The organism is Streptococcus pseudopneumoniae, from assembly GCF_001070815.1.
Lineage (GTDB): Bacteria > Bacillota > Bacilli > Lactobacillales > Streptococcaceae > Streptococcus > Streptococcus pseudopneumoniae_P.
The window spans coordinates 32,811-50,660 of record NZ_JVLX01000026.1 but is presented as its reverse complement, the minus strand read 5'-3'; the positions used below and the strand labels follow the sequence as shown (position 1 = coordinate 50,660).

The window sequence follows — 17,850 nt, the reverse complement described above, 5'->3', positions numbered from 1 at the left end:
AAAGGCTCCATAAGATCCATAGGGGATTTACCCACTACAAATATTATAGAGCCTGTAAAAATAAACTCTTAATTAAATATATTAGAAAACCGATTCTCAGCAATGAGATCGGTTATTTTTTACAGATAAGATATTTCACATACAAATAATTGAGCTTTGGTAAAAATAAGACTATAATCAAGTTAGAAATGATGATGCACAAAGCTAGAAAGGAGTTTACTGTATCAAACCTGCACAGTAAGATTAAAATCATGAAAAAGAAAACGATAGCAATCATACAATGTATTTTGTATCTCATAGCACCTTATATAGCTCTTCAGTTAAGTAGAATGAACAGAAGTATCGTTACTGATAATCTCTTTTTTATTTTCCTTATTCTGCTGACTATTTCATTCTGGTTTAGTATTTGGAAACTAGAAAAAGCACTAGATAATGATTCACAATGAAACTCCAAAGAAAAACTGGAAATTTTTGTACTTTTCCCTAGACAGCAGATAAACCCTTGATACAACTGAGTTTAAGACGTAATGTACACTCTTTGAAAAATGTACTTTATAATTGAAATGTACTTTATTTTAAGGCAAGATAAAGTACATTTTTTGATCCAGAAGCGTTCAATAAGTATCATTTATAAAGTACATTTTGGTAAAAAGTATTAATACTTTCAATTGTACATTTTTAATGAAAATATTTCTTTTCTAACCATTACAAAACTCGTGAATGTTGAATACTTAGTGGTATAATTAAAACATGACATATAGAAAGAAATACCCCTATGGAAAATAATCATAGTGAAGTTCAAAAAAATAAATTGACAATTAATAAAGTCCCAGTTCAAAACAAAAAGCTTACAGAAGCCCTTAGAGTTTTTCATGAGACACTTAATCATTCAAGGTTGATTGAGGTTCAAAATAGTATGCTACAAGCAAATAAAGCTGCGTTAGCCAGTTTTAATTTTTCTAAGCAAATAGCTGAAACCACTAAACCGTTTCTAACAGAAATAAACTCAGCCACATCTATTTTAAATAACCAAAGATATCTTAAAATTTTATCTGATACAGAAGCAGCATTTAGTGCAATTTCTTTAAAAACTCAAATAGATAATATCGGACGAATACTTGAGCCTATTCACAATATTTTTGATAAATCTGCTTTTAATTTTACTGAAAGTTTAAAAGAATTCTTAAAGAAATACCATGAACCTTATTCTGAAACAGAAGCAGAAGCAATAACTTTAAATATTGAAAAACTTGCTGAAGAAGGTTGGGTAATCTACCATAGCTATAGTGATGACTATCGAACAATCTGCACTATAGATTTTGAAGTATTGATAAAGGAGTGGCAAACTCTATTAAAAGAAGATCTTGAAGATAAGGAGCTTATACAAGAGTTAAAAGACTCAACGTATTACTCAGAACCCTTGATAGATTCTATGATCGAAAGTTATAGAAGCCAAAATTATTACGCTGCTTATACACTTGCTACAATAGCTATTGATGGTGCATTAAACAGATTTTCAGAACAATATTCAAATAAAGAAAAAATACTTGTAGGATACAAATCTGTAGATTTATTAAATAATAAAATTGTTAATAAGACGTTTTCTGATATTAGTCTATTTCATTGGTTATTCAAATTTTTTGTTCGTACTAATAACTTCACATTAGAAGAACCTAATAGGCACATGATTTGTCATGGGCGATGGGAACAGCCACTCTTTGAAACAGATTTTTTAAAGTTATTTAATGTACTTTTATGTATTCTAGAAAACTTTGAGTTTTTTCAGAGTGATTTTTTAAAATTACAGTGAATTGACGCTATTTGTTAAATAAAGAAAGTGATTTGAAAATGGATATTATTGTTAACACGGATTTTATTAATACTGTCATCACTTCTATAATTACGTCAGGGATTATCGGAGTCTTTATATCAGAATACTATCAAAGAAAAACTTTAGTTAAAAAAATGAAAAGAGATTTTGTGATAGAACTCTTTGCTAATAGATTTATGTTAAGAGAGGATTTTTCTGATGATGCAAATGAATTAAATAAAACTCTTGGTAAAATACCGATTATTTTTTCTGACAACCAAGAGGTAATTAGTTGTTATAAAAGAATGTTCCTTAATAGAAACGATGAAACTTTATTAAACTTAATCAAGTCCGTGTGTATGGATAAGACAGTTAATATTGATATTTCTAAGTGGGACGATAAGATGATTATGAAGACACTTTTTATAAAATAAAAATATTTTTAAGTACTACAAAAGTGTTTAACTCCTTAGTTGAATAAAGTAAAATAAAAGTACATTCTTAATAAGATGTACTTTTTCTTGTTTTGTTTTTTTGATAAGGCAAATTTAATTCCTTGTCTATCTAATTTATCTAATTGTTCCAGGAGATCTTGTTCATCATTTTTTGACCAGCCACCATTTTCATTGTAAGTGGCAGTAGATATTAGATAAGGCGAATCCAAAAAAAACAAAATCTCCAGTTTTAAAGTTTTGTTTTTTTTAAAATTCTCTAAAATCTAAAGAAGAAAAATTAATTTTGCGCTCTTGTAATAAAAGGATGAACTTTTTCAGCTTCTCAGCCATATTTATATTAAAATCTCTCTTTCCTGTTTAGCTATGATGAAAGTTCAAAAAAATTTTTTTAGTAATTGGGACGATTTAAGTCTTTTTTATCACTTTTAAAAAAACTCTATAACATCTTTCTGAAAAACTATAATTTTCTTGAAAAATAAATAAGTCTATGCTATACTACTAGTAGACTTATTTATGGAGAAAATACATGAAACGTGAGATTTTACTGGAACGAATAGACAAACTAAAACAAATCATGCCCTGGTATGTTCTGGAATACTATCAATCTAAGCTAGCTGTACCTTACAGTTTTACAACCTTGTACGAATATCTCAAGGAATACGATCGATTTTTCAGCTGGGTTTTAGAGTCTGACATTTCAAATGCTGATAAAATGTCTGATATTCCTTTATCTGTCTTGGAAAATATGTCTAAGAAAGACATGGAATCTTTTATCCTTTATTTACGTGAACGTCCTTTGCTGAATGCTAATACAACCAAACAAGGAGTTTCACAGACAACTATCAATCGAACCTTGTCAGCTCTTTCCAGTCTTTATAAGTATCTAACCGAGGAGGTTGAAAACGATCAGGGGGAACCTTATTTTTATCGTAATGTAATGAAAAAAGTTTCAACCAAAAAAAAGAAAGAAACGCTTGCTGCCAGAGCTGAAAACATCAAGCAAAAACTCTTTTTAGGTGATGAAACAGAAGGTTTCCTAACTTATATTGACCAAGAGTATCCACAACAACTTTCAAATCGCGCTCTCTCATCATTCAACAAAAATAAAGAACGTGATTTGGCCATTATTGCCCTTCTATTGGCGTCTGGTGTCCGCTTATCTGAAGCTGTTAATCTGGATCTAAGAGATCTCAATCTCAAAATGATGGTTATTGATGTCACTCGAAAAGGGGGTAAACGTGACTCGGTCAATGTCGCTGCCTTTGCTAAGCCTTATTTAGAGAATTATTTGGCCATTCGAAATCAACGCTATAAGACGGAAAAAACAGATACAGCCCTTTTTTTGACTCTCTACAGAGGAGTTCCTAATCGTATCGATGCTTCCAGCGTTGAGAAAATGGTTGCTAAGTACTCTGAGGACTTCAAAGTCCGTGTAACACCCCATAAACTACGACATACCCTAGCAACCAGGCTCTATGATGCCACTAAATCGCAAGTTTTGGTCAGTCACCAGCTAGGACATGCCAGCACACAAGTCACTGACCTCTATACCCATATCGTTAATGATGAACAAAAGAATGCTCTAGACAGTTTATAAAATACATAAAATAAATTATGTAATATATGGTTTTTAAAAAAGAAGCTGGTCCTACAACCAACTTCTTTTTGATTTATCCAACTACCGCTTCAGCGATTTCTTCACGGCTAATACCAGCGAAATAGCGTGTGATATCAATGGTTTCTAACGCCTTAAGGACATCTTCGCGTTCGTATTTCACCCCACGAAGGACATCTTCTACTGCAGCAACATCTTCAATACCAAAGAAGTCACCGTAAATCTTGATGTCTTGGATTTTTGATTCACTAACGTTAGCAAAGACTTCCACCTTACCACTAGTGAATTTTGTTCCACGACGGACGTTAAATTCAGGTGATTTACCATAGTTCCAGTCCCAAGTACCAAACTTAGTATCCTTGATGCGATTGATTTCAGCCAATTCTTCTTCTGAAAAAACGTATTCTGTCATCTCTGGATACTCTTTTTTCATGTATTCCAAGAGTAAGTCACGGAATTCTTCGACTGTGATTTTTTCTGGTAATTCATTGATAATATTGGTTACACGAGCACGAACCGATTTCACACCTTTTGATTCAAATTTATCTTTTGAAACCTTAAGGGCATTTGCTAGGACTGACAAATCAACGTCAAAGAGCAAGCAACCATGGTGCATGATACGACCGTTGATATAGGCTTGAGCATTGCCACAGAATTTCTTTCCATCAATCTCAAGGTCATTACGGCCTGTGAACTCAGCTTTAACCCCAAGTTGAGCCAAAGTATTGATAACTGGAGTTGAAAAACTCTTGAAGTCAAAAGCTTTGTTTTCATCTTCTTTTGAGATGATCGTGTAGTTGAGGTTATTTAAATCGTGGTAAACAGCTCCACCACCGCTGATACGGCGAACTACCTCGATGCCATTTTCGCGAACATAATCACGGTTGATTTCTTCGATGGTATTCTGGTGACGACCAACAATGATAGATGGCTTGTTAATCCAAAGTAGGAAAATTTGATCCTCATCCAAAAGGTGTTTAAAGGCGTATTCTTCCAAGGCAATATTAAAGGCAGTGTCGTTTGAATGATTGATAATGTATTTCATGATATCCCTTTATACGATAGAGACTGGAAAACACCTTTCCAGTCTAATCTATCTTTCTTTTATTTTTTCTTAGGTGAATGGATGGCCATTCCTAAAACATCCGCAAATGCTTCGTACATCACTTCAGAGTAGGTTGGGTGTCCGTGGATAGTCTTCAGCATTTCTTCAACAGTAATTTCCATTTCGATAATGCTCGATGCTTCATTGATCAATTCTGCAGCTGCAGGACCGATGATATGAACACCAAGGATTTCTCCGTATTTCTTATCCGCAATAACTTTAACGAAACCTTGAGCTGCATCCGATGCAATAGCACGACCGTTAGCAGCAAAGTTGAACTTACCGATGGCTACATCGTATTTCTCACGGGCTTGTTCTTCTGTCAAACCTACTGCTGCTACTTCAGGAAGAGTGTAGATAGCTGCAGGAGTCAAATTCAATTTGGCAACAGCATGATTTCCTTTAAGGGCATTTTCAGCGGCAACTTCACCCATACGGAAAGCTGCGTGAGCCAACATCTTCGTACCGTTGATGTCACCTGGTGCGTAGATACCTGGAACAGAAGTTTCCATGTATTCGTTGACCTTGATACGTCCACGATCCAATTCAAACTCAACATCACCAATTCCTTCAAGGTCTGGCACACGACCAATTGAAAGAAGGGCTTTACTTGCGATAATATCGTCTTTTCCTTCAACCTTGATACGAAGTTGACCATTTTCCTCGATGATTTCTTGCAGTTTAGTACCAGTCAAGATGGTCATTCCTTTACGTTCAAGGATCAAGCGAAGGTTCTTAGAAACTTCTGAATCCATAGCTGGCACGATACGATCCATCATTTCGATAACAGTCACTTTTGAACCAAATGTCATGAAGGCCTGACCGAGCTCGATACCGACAACACCACCACCGATGATAACAAGACTTTCTGGTACTTCGTTCATTTCAAGGATGTCGTCGCTGGTCATGACAAGTGGAGATTCCATACCAGGGATGTTGATCTTGCTGACTTTTGAACCACCAGCAAGGATGATTTTCTTGGTTTCAAGTAATTCAGAGCCATTTACCAAGACGTTCTTGTCTTTAGTAATGGTACCAATTCCTTTATGAACAGTAACTCCGTAGCTACGAAGAAGACCAGCAACTCCACCAACCAAAGTATTGACTACCTTAGACTTGGTTTCAAGGAGTTTGTCCATATCAACAGTGAAGTTAGGATTTTCAATCACAATACCACGATTTGCAGCATGACCGATATTTTCAATAATTTCAGCGTTATGTAGGTAGGTTTTAGTTGGGATACATCCACGGTTCAAGCAGGTTCCACCGAGTTCAGATTTCTCAACGAGGGCAACCTTACCGCCGAGTTGGGCAGCTTTAATGGCTGCAACATAACCAGCAGGACCTCCACCAATCACAACGATATCAAAGGCATCATCGCTCTTACCATCATCGTTTGAGGCACTTGCTACAGGTGCTGGGCTAGCTTCTGGCGCTGCGGCTCCAGTTGTTGGGATGTTTTCCCCTTCTTCACCAAGGTAACCGATAACTTCCGTTACAGGGACAGTTTCACCGTCTCCTTTGAGGATAGCAATCAAGTACCCATCTTCTTCGGCTTCCAATTCCATGCTGACTTTATCAGTCATGATTTCCAAAAGGATTTCTCCTTCTTTTACAAATTCTCCGACTTTTTTATTCCATTGGACGATTTGTCCTTCTGTCATATCCACGCCGGCTTTTGGCATAATTACTTCTAAGGCCATGTCTTCCTTCCTTTATCTATATCTTAAAAATGAATACTCTGGTTCTTAAATCAACATTGAGATTGGATTTTCAATCAATTCTTTCAAATCTTTCATAAACTTGGCTCCAGCCATACCATCTACGACACGGTGGTCGATGGTTAATCCTAGGCTCATGATAGGGCGAATCACAATTTCACCATTGACGACAACTGGCTTCTCAATTGTCGAACTCACACCAAGGATAGCTGAGTTTGGTTGGTTGATGATAGGACCAAAGGACTGAACGCCAAACATCCCCAAGTTACTGATAGTAAATGTTGAATTTTGCAGTTCGCTTGGAGCTAATTTACCATCCAAGGTACGGCCAATAACATCCTTAAAGGCTACAACCAGTTCAGAAAGACTCATCTTCTCAGCATTGTAAACAACAGGAGTCATCAATCCATTATCCATCCCAACTGCCATCGCAAGGTTGACATAGTTGTGAGTGATAATAGTCTTGCCATCTTCAGTCAATGAAGCGTTGATGAAAGGGTGTTTCATAAGAGTCTTAACAACAGCAAGTGAAAGAAGATCTGTTACAGTGGTCTTCTTCCCAGTTGCTTCCATGATTGGCTCAAGAACCTTCTTACGAAGAGCCAACATTTCAGTCATATCAACTTCATAGTTGAGCGTGAAGGTTGGCGCAGTTAGGTAAGATTCAACCATGCGTTGGGCAATAACCTTACGCATTGGTGTCATTGGAATACGCTCGATTTCACCGTATGGTGTTACATTATCAGGAACTTCTTCCACTTTTTCAATCTGAGCAGGAGACTTGATGGTATCGTTTTCGATATTTTCAGGAAGCAGGGCCAAAACATCCTTCTTCATGATTTTACCACGATGACCAGTTCCTTGGATTTCCTGCCAAGCAATGTTATGTTCGAGGGCAATTCGTTTTGCAAGTGGCGAAATGCGAACCACATTTGTGTCTTTATAAGTTTCCACGTCTTCTTTGTGGACACGACCGTTTGCACCTGAGCCAGAAACGTCGTAAAGGTTGATCCCTAGATCATCCGCTAACTTTCTAGCTGCAGGAGTCGCTCTTAACTTGTCATCAGCCATGACCTCTCCAATTCTATTATAAGATACTAAGGGCGTCAAAAGTCAAAGTGAAAATAGGAAACTTGACGAAGAAACTTTAGTTTCTAGGAAAGTTTATCTTTTTCACACAGACTTTAGCCCGAGTTCAATTAAATGATACAAAGGGCGTTAAAAGCGACTGAAAAATAGGAAATCGATGATGGCTTCGATGAAGCCAAGGAGATTTATCTTTTTTCAGAGCTTTTAGCCCGTGCTCAACTCTACAAGCAACTTGGATACAACACGTATCTCAAGTTGCTACGGTTGCCGCTATTAGGCGACCAACCTAGTAGACTTACTAAGTTTTTTATCGAATATTATTGATTCGTCAAAAAACTGTCACAACTTTACAAATAACTTGGGTACAATACATATCTCAAGTTACTAAAGTTAAAAACAACCGTTATTTTACATAACTTATCTTATGTAATTCTATTCTTTATTATATGTTTTACGGATGGCATCTTTGATGCTTTCAACGGTTGGAATCATTGCATTTTCTAGGTTTTGTGCATAAGGCATTGGCACATCTTCTCCTGCGCAACGACGGATTGGTGCATCTAGATAGTCAAATGCTTCCGATTCTGAAATAATAGCTGAAATCTCTCCGATATAGCCGCTTGTTTTATGGGCATCGTTAACCAGAACAACTTTACCAGTCTTCTTAACTGAGTTAATGATGATATCCTTATCAAGAGGAACGAGGGTACGTGGGTCAACAATTTCAACTGAAATTCCTTCTTCTGCTAATTCTTCAGCAGCTTGTACCACGCGACGAAGCATTTTCCCATAAGTAACAACTGTTACATCTGTACCTTCGCGTTTGATTTCACCAACTCCAAGTGGGATGGTGTAGTCTGGATCAACTGGCACTTCCCCTTTTTGGTTAAATTCTGACTTGTATTCAAGAATGATAACTGGGTTGTTATCACGGATAGAAGACTTAAGCAGTCCTTTCATGTCCGCAGGTGTTCCAGGTGCCACAACCTTAAGTCCAGGAATGTGAGTAAACCAAGACTCTAGAGATTGTGAGTGCTGGGCGGCAGAACCAACTCCATTACCAGCTGCACATCGCACAGTCATTGGAACCTGACCTTTACCACCAAACATATAACGTGTTTTAGCCGCTTGGTTGACGATGTTGTCCATGGCAATAACTGAGAAATCCATGAAGGTCATGTCAACGATTGGACGAAGTCCGGTCATAGCTGCTCCTGCTGCTGCTCCTGAGATGGCAGCTTCAGAAATCGGACAGTCACGGACACGTTCTGGACCAAATTCTTCAAGCATTCCAACAGAAGTTCCGAAGTCTCCTCCGAAGACACCGACGTCTTCTCCCATCAAGAACACATTTTCATCGCGACGCATTTCCTCAGACATAGCAAGGATAATGGTGTCACGGAAGGACATTGTTTTTGTTTCCATTTTATCTCTTTCTCCTTAGTCTGCGTAAATATCTTCAAATGCTGATTCAAGCGGTGGGAATGGACTTTCTTCCGCAAATTTAACAGAAGCTTCTACTGCTTCCTTGACTTGCGTTTGGATTTCTTCCAATTCTTCGGCACTTGCAATAGTGTTTTCAATGAGGTACTTGCGAAGGTTTTCGATTGGGTCTTTTTGTTTCCACAATTCCACTTCTTCGCGGGTACGATATTTACCAGGGTCAGATGATGAATGGCCAAGCCAGCGATAAGTTACACTTTCAATCAAGACAGGCCCATTGCCACCACGAACATGGTCTACAGCTTTCTCAAATTCTTCGTAGACATCGATGACGTTGTTTCCATCTTCGATGAACATTCCAGGAATTCCATAAGCGGCGCTACGTTGATGGATATGTTCTACATTAGTCATTTTCTTGATATCCGCAGAGATACCGTAACCGTTGTTAATGCAATAGAAAATGACTGGCAGCTTCCAGATAGAAGCCATGTTCACTGCTTCGTGGAAAACACCTTCATTGGTCGCACCATCTCCAAAGAAGCAGACAACGATTTTACCGGTATTTTGCATTTGCTGACTGAGGGCTGCACCAACAGCGATTCCCATACCACCACCTACGATACCATTGGCACCAAGGTTACCAGCATCAAGGTCAGCGATATGCATAGAACCACCTTTACCTTTACAGGTTCCAGTATATTTACCGAGGATTTCAGCCATCATTCCGTTGAGGTCAATTCCTTTGGCAATAGCTTGTCCGTGACCACGGTGGTTTGAGGTAATTAGATCATCTGGATTGAGAGCCAACATAGCACCCACGTTAGCCGCCTCTTCTCCAACAGAAAAGTGCGTCATTCCTGGCACTTTCCCTTTCTTTACTAATTGCGCAATTTTTAAGTCCATACGACGGATTTCTTCCATCTTACGGAACATCTCTAGCAAAAGATTTTTATCTAAAGTTGACATCTTCTTGCCTTTCTAAGTTTCTTCTTACCTTACTATTTTACCGTTTTTGGCAAATACTGTCAAAGTTTTTCTAAAAGAAATTTCACAAAATAAAAAAGAAAACCCCGTAAAAACAAGGAATTTTCTTATCAAGAATATTTTTTCACAAACTTTTTAGCGTTTGGATTTTGCTAAAGATTCAAATCTCTTCATAATCACAGTTAAACGCCAACGGTAGAGCGCTCCACTCACAATCAAACTAATAATCAAGCCAATCCAGTAAGAATAAGCTCCAAAATCTGTTAGGGAATCAAATACAATAGCCACTGGGATTGCTACGCCCCAATAACCAACCAAACCAAGGTAAAAAGGAATAACGGTATCCTTATACCCCCGTAAAATTCCCTGAAGCGGTGCCGCAAAGGTATCTGCTAACTGGAAAAAAAGACTATAAGTCAAAAAGCGCGCTGTCAAATCGATGAATTCTGGGTCGTTGCCATAAAGACTGGCCACATTTCCCCTAAAAATGTAAAGAAAGGATAAGGTGAAGGCCGCAAAAATGAGGGCTGTCCATCTTCCTAGACCAATATAGGTTTTCGCATCATCAAATCGCTTGGCTCCCACTTCATAGGAAACAACAATAGCCATAGCAGATGAGATGCTCATAGGAAAGGCGTACATGAGAGTTGAAAAATTCATAGCTGACTGGTGACTAGCGATAATCAAGGATGAGAACTTAGCCATAATCAAGCCAACCACAGAAAAGATAGCCACTTCCGCGAAGACAGTCCCCCCTATAGGCAGACCTAAACGAACTCCTTCCTTGATTTTATCCATATTAAGCGGAATTCGTTTCTCAAGATGTAGGGCTTTGAGCTTCTCCTGTTTAAATAGAACCAGTACAGAAATTCCCAGTAAGACCCAGTAGGCCAAGGATGTTCCTAAACCAGCACCAGCACCTCCCAGTTCTGGAACACCAAAGGCCCCGTAAATCAAGAGATAGTTAAATCCGCTATTGAGAGGAAGTAACAAAAGCATGAGATACATAGACAGTTTGGTCAAGCCCAGAGAATCCAGCAAGGAACGAACGACACTAAAAAGCAACAGGGGGATAATTCCAATAGATAAAAACCAAAGATAGTGAACCGCTACTGCTGCCACTTGTGCCTCTAGTCCAATATGATTCAAGATTGGTGGTGCCAAGAAAAGTACCATCCCCAGCAAGACCACAGATAGACCCAAGGCCAAATAGATGAACTGGTAAAAATCAGACGCAACTTCTTCCTTTTTGCCTCGACCAAGATGGTGACCAATGATAGGCACCAGGGCTGACACAATGCCTGTTAGAAAGGTAAAGAAAGGATTCCAGATACTGGTTGCCATAGACACACCAGCCAAGTCCATGGTATTGTATTGGCCAGTCATAGTCGTATCAACAAAGGATGCAGAATAATTGGCAAATTGATAAATCAGGATGGGGAAAAATATCTTTAAAAATAAGATAAACTTGTCTTTAAAATGATGGGTTTGGTACATATAGGCTCTCTATTCTTTTTGTTTACAGAGTAGACTCCCACCTAGTTTCGATAGACGATTTGTCCCTTACAGATGGTATATTTAACCTGCCCTTTTAAGGTTTCACCTATGAATGGTGAATTAGCTGCTTTGGAAGCAAAATGGGAGTCCACAAGGCGGTCAGCCTTAGCATCAAAAATAGTGATGTCCGCTGGACCATTCTCAGCCAAATAACCTGCTTCAAAGTTGTAAAGCTTGGATGGGTTGTATGTCATTTTTTCAAGTAATTCCATCAAGCTTAACTCACCAGCTTCGACCAAATAAGTCAATCCGAGAGATAGAGATGTTTCTAAGCCAGTCATACCAGATGGCGCTTTGGTAATATCTTCGACTTTTTTTTCATCTGCATGATGAGGCGCGTGGTCAGTCGCGATAACTGTGATGACACCTGACTTGAGACCTTCAATCACGGCACGACGGTCTGATTCCAAACGAAGTGGCGGATTCATCTTAGCATTGCTTCCTTGTGTCAAAAGGAGCGCTTCTGTCTTGGAGAAATGCTGTGGCGCTACTTCTGCTGTTACTTGCGCTCCCAATCCTTGAGCAAACTCCACTACTTTAACACTTTCTTCCTTAGACAAATGCTGGATGTGAACATGTGCCTTAGTTGCATAGGCAATCATGACATCACGCGCCATCATAGCGTACTCAGCCACCCCAGTCGCACCGCAGATATGGAAATGTTCTTTAGCGATATTTTCATTAAAGCCAAGAACACCGTTCAAACCTGGATCTTCCTCATGAAGACTAATAAAGGTATTAAGCTTTTTAGCTTCCTCCATGGCTTCCTTGACAACTTTACTGCTCTCAAGCGGAATACCGTCATCAGAAAAACCAACAGCTCCAGCTTCTAAGAGTGCTTTAAAGTCAGTCAAATCTTGCCCATTAAAATTCTTAGTAATGGTCGCAACCGTCTTAACATTAATCTTCTCTTTGGCAGCTGACTGGAGAACTTCTTGCAAAGTCTCCACGTCTGAAATGGTTGGACTAGTATTAGCCATCATGACAACCGTGGTAAAACCACCTGCAGCGGCTGCTAGGGCACCAGTATGGATGTCTTCCTTGTGGGTCTGACCAGGTTCACGAAAATGAACATGGATATCAACCAAGCCAGGAGCAACTACAAGACCTGTGGCATCCAGGATTTCTGCGCCTTCTTCTTTAATTTCAGGCGCAATTTTGATAATCTTTCCATCTTCAACCAAGACATCACACACTTGATCCAAACCAGACTTGGGATCCATAACACGACCATTTTTGATTAGTAGCATCTGCTTTCTCCTTTATTCATAAAAATCAACTTGGGTATCCAACAATTTATCCCCATCATAAACAAACTTAGCTGAAAAGAAGGGTTTGTCCTCTAAAAGCCACTCAACAAAGGTATGGTCACCTTCCCAAGTCGGCTTGCTCAAAACCTCATCATAAGGAACCCATTCCAGCGTCCCCTCATTGCAGTCAATCAAATCCCCCTCGAACTCCGTCACCTTAAAAACATAGGTGTACCAGTCTAAATCTGGTGTAAATTCAGGAAAAGTGATGACACCTTTTAGAACTGGCTTGGCTTTGAGCCCTGTTTCCTCAAGGATTTCACGCACCGCGCATTCCTGAGGTGTCTCTCCTCGCTCTAGCTTACCACCCACACCAATCCATTTTCCTTCATGAACATCATTTGGCTTCTTATTACGGTGGAGCATAAGCAGTTCTTTCCCGTTATCAATGTAGCAAATCGTCGCTAACTGAGGCATATTTTCTCCTTATCTAAGCCAATCGATTGGCTCTTGTCCTGTTTCTTTTAAGAATGCATTGGCCTTGGAAAAAGGCTTGGAACCCCAAAATCCTCTATAAACTGACAAAGGACTGGGATGGGCTGATTCGATAATCAAGTGATGAGGATTGGTAACTAAGGCCTTCTTCTTGCGTGCATAAGCTCCCCAGAGTACAAAAACGACTTGTCTATCTAGATGATTGACCACCTGAATCACAGCATCCGTAAAAGGCTCCCATATCTGCCCAGCATGACCATTAGCCCGTCCAGCCGGAACTGTCAAACAAGCATTAAGAAGTAAGACTCCTTGCTCAGCCCAAGCTGTCAAATCATGAGATTTCTTAACCCCGATATCATCTGACAATTCTTTCAAGATATTTTGCAAGGATGGCGGAGCTGGGATAGAGTCAGGAACAGAAAAACTCAAGCCCTGCGCTTGACCTGGCCCGTGATAGGGGTCTTGCCCTAGAATCACTACCTTAACCTCTTCCAGAGGAGTTGTCAAGAGAGCCTGAAAAACCTTTTCCTTAGGTGGATAAATAGTCCCTTGAGCATATACCTGCTCCATAAACTGATTGATTTTCCCAAAATAACCCTCAGGTAATTGCGCCTTTATCAAATCATGCCAAGACGAGTGTTCCATAGCCGACTCCTTCGTTTTTACTGCCTCTATTATAGCAAAAAGTGGCTATCTAAACCACTTTTTACAGTTTATCTAAACAATCCAGCAAGTCTTGGTAAGAATGGGCTTCGTAGGTTGGCTGGGCTTGTGTGTGATTTTCTAGGTGATGAGGGTTGTACCAGATAGTGTCAATCCCCGCATTATTGCCACCTTGAATGTCGGCGGTTAGGGAATCTCCAATCATCAAAGTCTTTTCTTTACTAAATCCAGCAATTTGCTGGCCAATCTTTTCATAAAAAAGTGCGTCAGGCTTTTGTGTTTGCAGCTGTTCAGAGATAAAAACTTGATTGAAATAAGGTGCTAGACCCGATTGAGCCAAACGCCCTGTCTGGATGGCAGTTATTCCATTTGTCGCAGCATACAGCTCATAATCTCGCTCAATGAGGCTGTCTAGGAGTTCATGAGCGTCTGAAAAGGTTTGCCCCTGCTGGGCTAGGTAAAATTGGTAACGCTGGGCTAGAAAACTACCGTCTTTTTCCTGTCCAAAATGAGCAAATAGACGAGAAAAGCGCGTGTTAACCAGCTCTTGTTTACTAATTTTCTTTTGCTCCAAATCCTTCCAGAGAGCCTTGTTCATAGGAACGTAATAATCTTTATAAGACTGAATATCTGTAACTCCTTCTTCTTTTAGAAGTTGGGTCAAAGCCACATCCTCAGCAACATCAAAATCAAGCAAGGTGTGGTCGAGGTCGAAAAGTAGAAATTTGTAAGACAATTTGGTGTTTTCCTTTCTAAGATAAACAACTTTCACTTCATTCGGCTGATTAATGCAAAAACTTAAAAGTAGTATATTATCACAAAGAATAATAGTTCCAATTGATTAACTAACCCATACTAATCTAGTGAATTATAGAAAAATCTTCTATAAATTCGAGCAATAGTTAAAATAAATACAGAGACTACTCCTATAATAATTAAAGTTGATTTTCCTACACTTGTATCAGCATTTATTATATAAGTGTGAAATAAAGGTGCTAGACCTAGCAAAACATATAAAATGTAGAAAGTTAATTTTATCTCTCCGATACCAGCAAAGAAATGTTTCATTTGAATATTCTCCTTTTAATTGAATATGGTCAGGACATAATCCTAACAAGTAATCGGTGACTCTATTAAAAGCACTTTGTTACCTAGATAAGATATCTTTTCTCTATCTGATTTGATTTTAAAGAGAAGTAAGATTTAACCATATTTATCTCATTTCTTATTTTTAAATAATTCATACTCTTTTTCTCTGATAAATGGAAGTGAAAAATTAGAAAAAATTAGTAGAATTGAAAACAGATATCCGTCTTTTTGAATTGCTAAAACATAGCCTAAAAATAAATAGACAATCAAATCTAGTACAAACAGAGAAAATGCTCTCCTTTTCATTACCTCACTTGAATTAAAGATTCTGTTTAATAGAAACTTTATCGTCGTATCTACACAAATTTTTATCAAAAAGATAAGAGCCAATACACGATTAGCAACTGTACCATGAAGAATAAATGGAAATATAGTTAATATAAAACTAGAAATCTCTAAATATTTTATCCAAGGAGATTGAGACATCTTACTTTTAAATTGACTGATTTTCCTATACTCGCTAGCTAATCTAGTATCAAAATCTTTACCGATTTTATTAAAGATTAAGAACTCCAGGATAAAATTACTTATTAATACGATATAAGTAGAAACCTTTCCTGGGAAAAATTTATTGATTAAAATTGGAAAACTAATTAACAGAATCGAGTTTATAGCCAAACAAATGGATACTATTTTATTCTTCACAGAGTATATAGGTAGCGATACTATTGAATAGAGAAACGCTAAAAAAATAAGCAAGAAATACTCAGTGCTGCTAATTAGTGGCGCCCTTAATGATAAAAATAGATAGGCACCCCACACGATGATATGCGCTTTACGAATTGACTCTAGATTACTCATCTACCTACTCCTAATATGTAAAGAGAATCCATTTTTAGCTCACATTCTCTTTCCAACAAGTCATAAGCATTTTATGATATTTCCTTCTTCTACATTAGATAAAGTTGAAATACATTTTTTTGCAAGTGAAAATATAATTGTTATTTAAAATCCCAAATATCTATCCCTCTTCTAGACCTAAACCAAGTCAGATTAAAGATACAAATATAATGGTAGGGCTTTCTTTTACTTTAGACTACCATAAAACAAGGAATCTTTCAACAAAATTCATTGGCAAAACACTATCCTATACAATTGACAGCTCAAATCTTTCAGAATAGAACAATCCTAACTATCGAATACACTAACTTCATAAATATCCATGTGATTATAGACCTAGAATTCCTATAAACTAAATGTTTTCGTACTATTCTAAGCCATTGATTACCTTAAATTTTAATTTTTGAAGGATTCTAAAGCTAGAATAACTCAAAAATAAGGAGAACTAAGCTATTCGAAACTTATAAGAACCTTTCCTGAATTTCATTGTCACTTGAACTAATGAGACTTACAATTCTTCTGATGAGCTTTGAGTTTTTTCAGAGCCCAATCATAGTGACTGGAGGTGCTACTGACAAAGTAGGAACCTAGACTTGTCCCTCTCGTCCACTTATAGATACCTTTGGTAAAGAGTTCGTCATTGCTAAAAACTTCCATCAACTCTAAAACCTCCCTATGTGATTGTTCTAGGAGTCTAGCCGCTTCTTCTAAAGATGTTTGCTGATGCTTCTTCCAAATATCGACATTCAGTTCTCCATAAGTTTTCCAATTATAAGGTTCAGGGAGACGTGATCTTCTTGATTAGAATGTACCCAAGTCAAAAGTAATTGTTGCCATTCATAGAGATGGATCAAAACATCCCATAGATTTTTATCTCTTTTCCAGTGCGTTTCCTTTTTCTTTTGGTCTTTTGAAAAATCAAAAGGAGTCTGCAACTCTTCTTCACTTAGTTTAGAGATGAAGAAATTGAGATTTTCATAATTCTCCTTAGAGGCTAGCACCAGCTCCTCTTTTGTTTTTGGGCTAGGCATAGAAGTTCTCCCTTCATATTTCTAGTTATTATGAGAATTTTTATCCTGTAATCTTTGTACAAGATTTAAAGCCGCAAATCTCTATAACTTATCCTTTAATTTCTCAACAAAGAGATAAGCTGCTGGACAGGTCAAGGTATTCTTAATCGTTAGATGATTGATTTGATGAATCTTTTTGCGGTCTGTATGGGGAAATTCACGACATGCCTTTGGACGAACTTCATAGATGGAACAGAGATTATCTCCTCCTAGAAAGGGACAAGGCATGGATTTAAAAACCTTATCACCATCTTCATCTACCTGCAGAAACTCCGCTTCAAAAGCAGGTAATTTCATCTTAAAATACTTGGCGATTCGTGTAATATCCGCTTCTTTAAAGTCAGGTCCCAAAGTCTTACAACAGTTGGCACAGGCGGTACAATCAATCTCCGCAAAGACTTCTTGGTGAATCTGCTGGGCTATCTTATCTAGATTTTTTGGTGGCTTTTTCTTTAAATTGGCTAAAACTTTTCGATGCTCCTTCTGCTTTTGTAAGGCTAGCTGGTGGTAGTACTCAATATCAATTTCTTTAGACATGGTTTCTCTCTTATTCTAATTACTTTCCCCTATTATACCATGCCTCTGGAGCATTGAAAAGTGGACT

General features: G+C 38.0%; 16 protein-coding genes and 1 pseudogene. 3 read left to right on the top strand and 14 right to left on the bottom strand.

From position 1 onward, the window contains the following. Positions 1 to 775 precede the first annotated feature (775 nt). The 3 genes from ADG81_RS03010 to xerS all read left to right on the top strand — a co-directional run bounded on the left by ADG81_RS03010 (position 776) and on the right by xerS (position 3,862). The gene (locus ADG81_RS03010) at positions 776 to 1,810 is read left to right on the top strand and encodes a hypothetical protein (protein ID WP_049550854.1); all 1,035 of its coding nucleotides are present in this window, start codon (positions 776 to 778) and stop codon (positions 1,808 to 1,810) included. Positions 1,811 to 1,848: 38 nt separating this feature from the next. After that, on the top strand, positions 1,849 to 2,244 hold the full coding sequence (locus ADG81_RS03005) for a DUF6680 family protein (RefSeq protein ID WP_049550853.1): 396 nt from the start codon (positions 1,849 to 1,851) through the stop codon (positions 2,242 to 2,244). 547 nt (positions 2,245 to 2,791) lie between these two features. Further along, a complete protein-coding gene (gene xerS, locus ADG81_RS02995) occupies positions 2,792 to 3,862 on the top strand; it encodes a tyrosine recombinase XerS (RefSeq protein ID WP_000817852.1) in 1,071 nt (356 codons plus the stop codon). Between the two features lie 73 nt (positions 3,863 to 3,935). Here xerS and ADG81_RS02990 read toward each other — a convergent pair whose 3' ends face one another. From ADG81_RS02990 to ADG81_RS02925, 14 genes and pseudogenes are all read right to left on the bottom strand, one after another. Further along, positions 3,936 to 4,925: a lipoate--protein ligase gene (locus ADG81_RS02990; protein WP_049550851.1), complete on the bottom strand. Its 990-nt coding sequence runs from the start codon at positions 4,923 to 4,925 to the stop codon at positions 3,936 to 3,938. 59 nt (positions 4,926 to 4,984) lie between these two features. Next, complete coding sequence (lpdA, locus tag ADG81_RS02985) at positions 4,985 to 6,688, bottom strand: dihydrolipoyl dehydrogenase (protein WP_049550850.1); 1,704 nt, start codon at positions 6,686 to 6,688, stop codon at positions 4,985 to 4,987. A 45-nt stretch (positions 6,689 to 6,733) separates the two neighbouring features. Further along, entirely contained in the window at positions 6,734 to 7,777 is a 1,044-nt protein-coding gene (locus ADG81_RS02980; protein ID WP_023948181.1) for a dihydrolipoamide acetyltransferase, read from the bottom strand. 450 nt (positions 7,778 to 8,227) lie between these two features. Further along, a complete protein-coding gene (locus tag ADG81_RS02975; protein ID WP_000448714.1) occupies positions 8,228 to 9,220 on the bottom strand; it encodes an alpha-ketoacid dehydrogenase subunit beta in 993 nt (330 codons plus the stop codon). A 15-nt stretch (positions 9,221 to 9,235) separates the two neighbouring features. Next, a complete protein-coding gene (locus tag ADG81_RS02970; protein WP_049550849.1) occupies positions 9,236 to 10,204 on the bottom strand; it encodes a thiamine pyrophosphate-dependent dehydrogenase E1 component subunit alpha in 969 nt (322 codons plus the stop codon). 153 nt (positions 10,205 to 10,357) lie between these two features. Then, positions 10,358 to 11,719: a sodium-coupled multidrug efflux MATE transporter PdrM gene (pdrM, locus tag ADG81_RS02965; protein ID WP_033685020.1), complete on the bottom strand. Its 1,362-nt coding sequence runs from the start codon at positions 11,717 to 11,719 to the stop codon at positions 10,358 to 10,360. Positions 11,720 to 11,760: 41 nt separating this feature from the next. Then, on the bottom strand, positions 11,761 to 13,029 hold the full coding sequence (locus tag ADG81_RS02960) for a dihydroorotase (RefSeq protein WP_049499932.1): 1,269 nt from the start codon (positions 13,027 to 13,029) through the stop codon (positions 11,761 to 11,763). Between the two features lie 12 nt (positions 13,030 to 13,041). After that, on the bottom strand, positions 13,042 to 13,506 hold the full coding sequence (locus ADG81_RS02955; RefSeq protein WP_001135783.1) for an NUDIX hydrolase: 465 nt from the start codon (positions 13,504 to 13,506) through the stop codon (positions 13,042 to 13,044). A gap of 9 nt (positions 13,507 to 13,515) precedes the next feature. Beyond that, positions 13,516 to 14,169 (bottom strand): uracil-DNA glycosylase, encoded by a 654-nt coding sequence (locus ADG81_RS02950; RefSeq protein WP_049550848.1) that lies wholly within the window; start codon positions 14,167 to 14,169, stop codon positions 13,516 to 13,518. Positions 14,170 to 14,230: 61 nt separating this feature from the next. Next, positions 14,231 to 14,923 (bottom strand): YjjG family noncanonical pyrimidine nucleotidase, encoded by a 693-nt coding sequence (locus ADG81_RS02945; RefSeq protein WP_049550847.1) that lies wholly within the window; start codon positions 14,921 to 14,923, stop codon positions 14,231 to 14,233. A gap of 119 nt (positions 14,924 to 15,042) precedes the next feature. Then, complete coding sequence (locus ADG81_RS02940; RefSeq protein WP_049550846.1) at positions 15,043 to 15,255, bottom strand: hypothetical protein; 213 nt, start codon at positions 15,253 to 15,255, stop codon at positions 15,043 to 15,045. Between the two features lie 150 nt (positions 15,256 to 15,405). After that, on the bottom strand, positions 15,406 to 16,137 hold the full coding sequence (locus ADG81_RS02935) for a hypothetical protein (RefSeq protein WP_049550845.1): 732 nt from the start codon (positions 16,135 to 16,137) through the stop codon (positions 15,406 to 15,408). A 537-nt stretch (positions 16,138 to 16,674) separates the two neighbouring features. Then, positions 16,675 to 17,207, bottom strand: a pseudogene (locus tag ADG81_RS02930) (ClbS/DfsB family four-helix bundle protein). Between the two features lie 81 nt (positions 17,208 to 17,288). Continuing rightward, the gene (locus ADG81_RS02925; RefSeq protein ID WP_000031478.1) at positions 17,289 to 17,783 is read right to left on the bottom strand and encodes a YkgJ family cysteine cluster protein; all 495 of its coding nucleotides are present in this window, start codon (positions 17,781 to 17,783) and stop codon (positions 17,289 to 17,291) included. Between the last annotated feature and the right edge of the window lie 67 nt (positions 17,784 to 17,850).

Coding starts and splice junctions, on each gene's coding strand:
- ADG81_RS03010 (WP_049550854.1), top strand. CDS start 776: ATGGAAAATAATCATAGTGAAGTTCAAAAAAATAAATTGACAATTAAT.
- ADG81_RS03005 (WP_049550853.1), top strand. CDS start 1,849: ATGGATATTATTGTTAACACGGATTTTATTAATACTGTCATCACTTCT.
- xerS (WP_000817852.1), top strand. CDS start 2,792: ATGAAACGTGAGATTTTACTGGAACGAATAGACAAACTAAAACAAATC.
- ADG81_RS02990 (WP_049550851.1), bottom strand. CDS start 4,925: ATGAAATACATTATCAATCATTCAAACGACACTGCCTTTAATATTGCC.
- lpdA (WP_049550850.1), bottom strand. CDS start 6,688: ATGGCCTTAGAAGTAATTATGCCAAAAGCCGGCGTGGATATGACAGAA.
- ADG81_RS02980 (WP_023948181.1), bottom strand. CDS start 7,777: ATGGCTGATGACAAGTTAAGAGCGACTCCTGCAGCTAGAAAGTTAGCG.
- ADG81_RS02975 (WP_000448714.1), bottom strand. CDS start 9,220: ATGGAAACAAAAACAATGTCCTTCCGTGACACCATTATCCTTGCTATG.
- ADG81_RS02970 (WP_049550849.1), bottom strand. CDS start 10,204: ATGTCAACTTTAGATAAAAATCTTTTGCTAGAGATGTTCCGTAAGATG.
- pdrM (WP_033685020.1), bottom strand. CDS start 11,719: ATGTACCAAACCCATCATTTTAAAGACAAGTTTATCTTATTTTTAAAG.
- ADG81_RS02960 (WP_049499932.1), bottom strand. CDS start 13,029: ATGCTACTAATCAAAAATGGTCGTGTTATGGATCCCAAGTCTGGTTTG.
- ADG81_RS02955 (WP_001135783.1), bottom strand. CDS start 13,506: ATGCCTCAGTTAGCGACGATTTGCTACATTGATAACGGGAAAGAACTG.
- ADG81_RS02950 (WP_049550848.1), bottom strand. CDS start 14,169: ATGGAACACTCGTCTTGGCATGATTTGATAAAGGCGCAATTACCTGAG.
- ADG81_RS02940 (WP_049550846.1), bottom strand. CDS start 15,255: ATGAAACATTTCTTTGCTGGTATCGGAGAGATAAAATTAACTTTCTAC.
- ADG81_RS02935 (WP_049550845.1), bottom strand. CDS start 16,137: ATGAGTAATCTAGAGTCAATTCGTAAAGCGCATATCATCGTGTGGGGT.
- ADG81_RS02925 (WP_000031478.1), bottom strand. CDS start 17,783: ATGTCTAAAGAAATTGATATTGAGTACTACCACCAGCTAGCCTTACAA.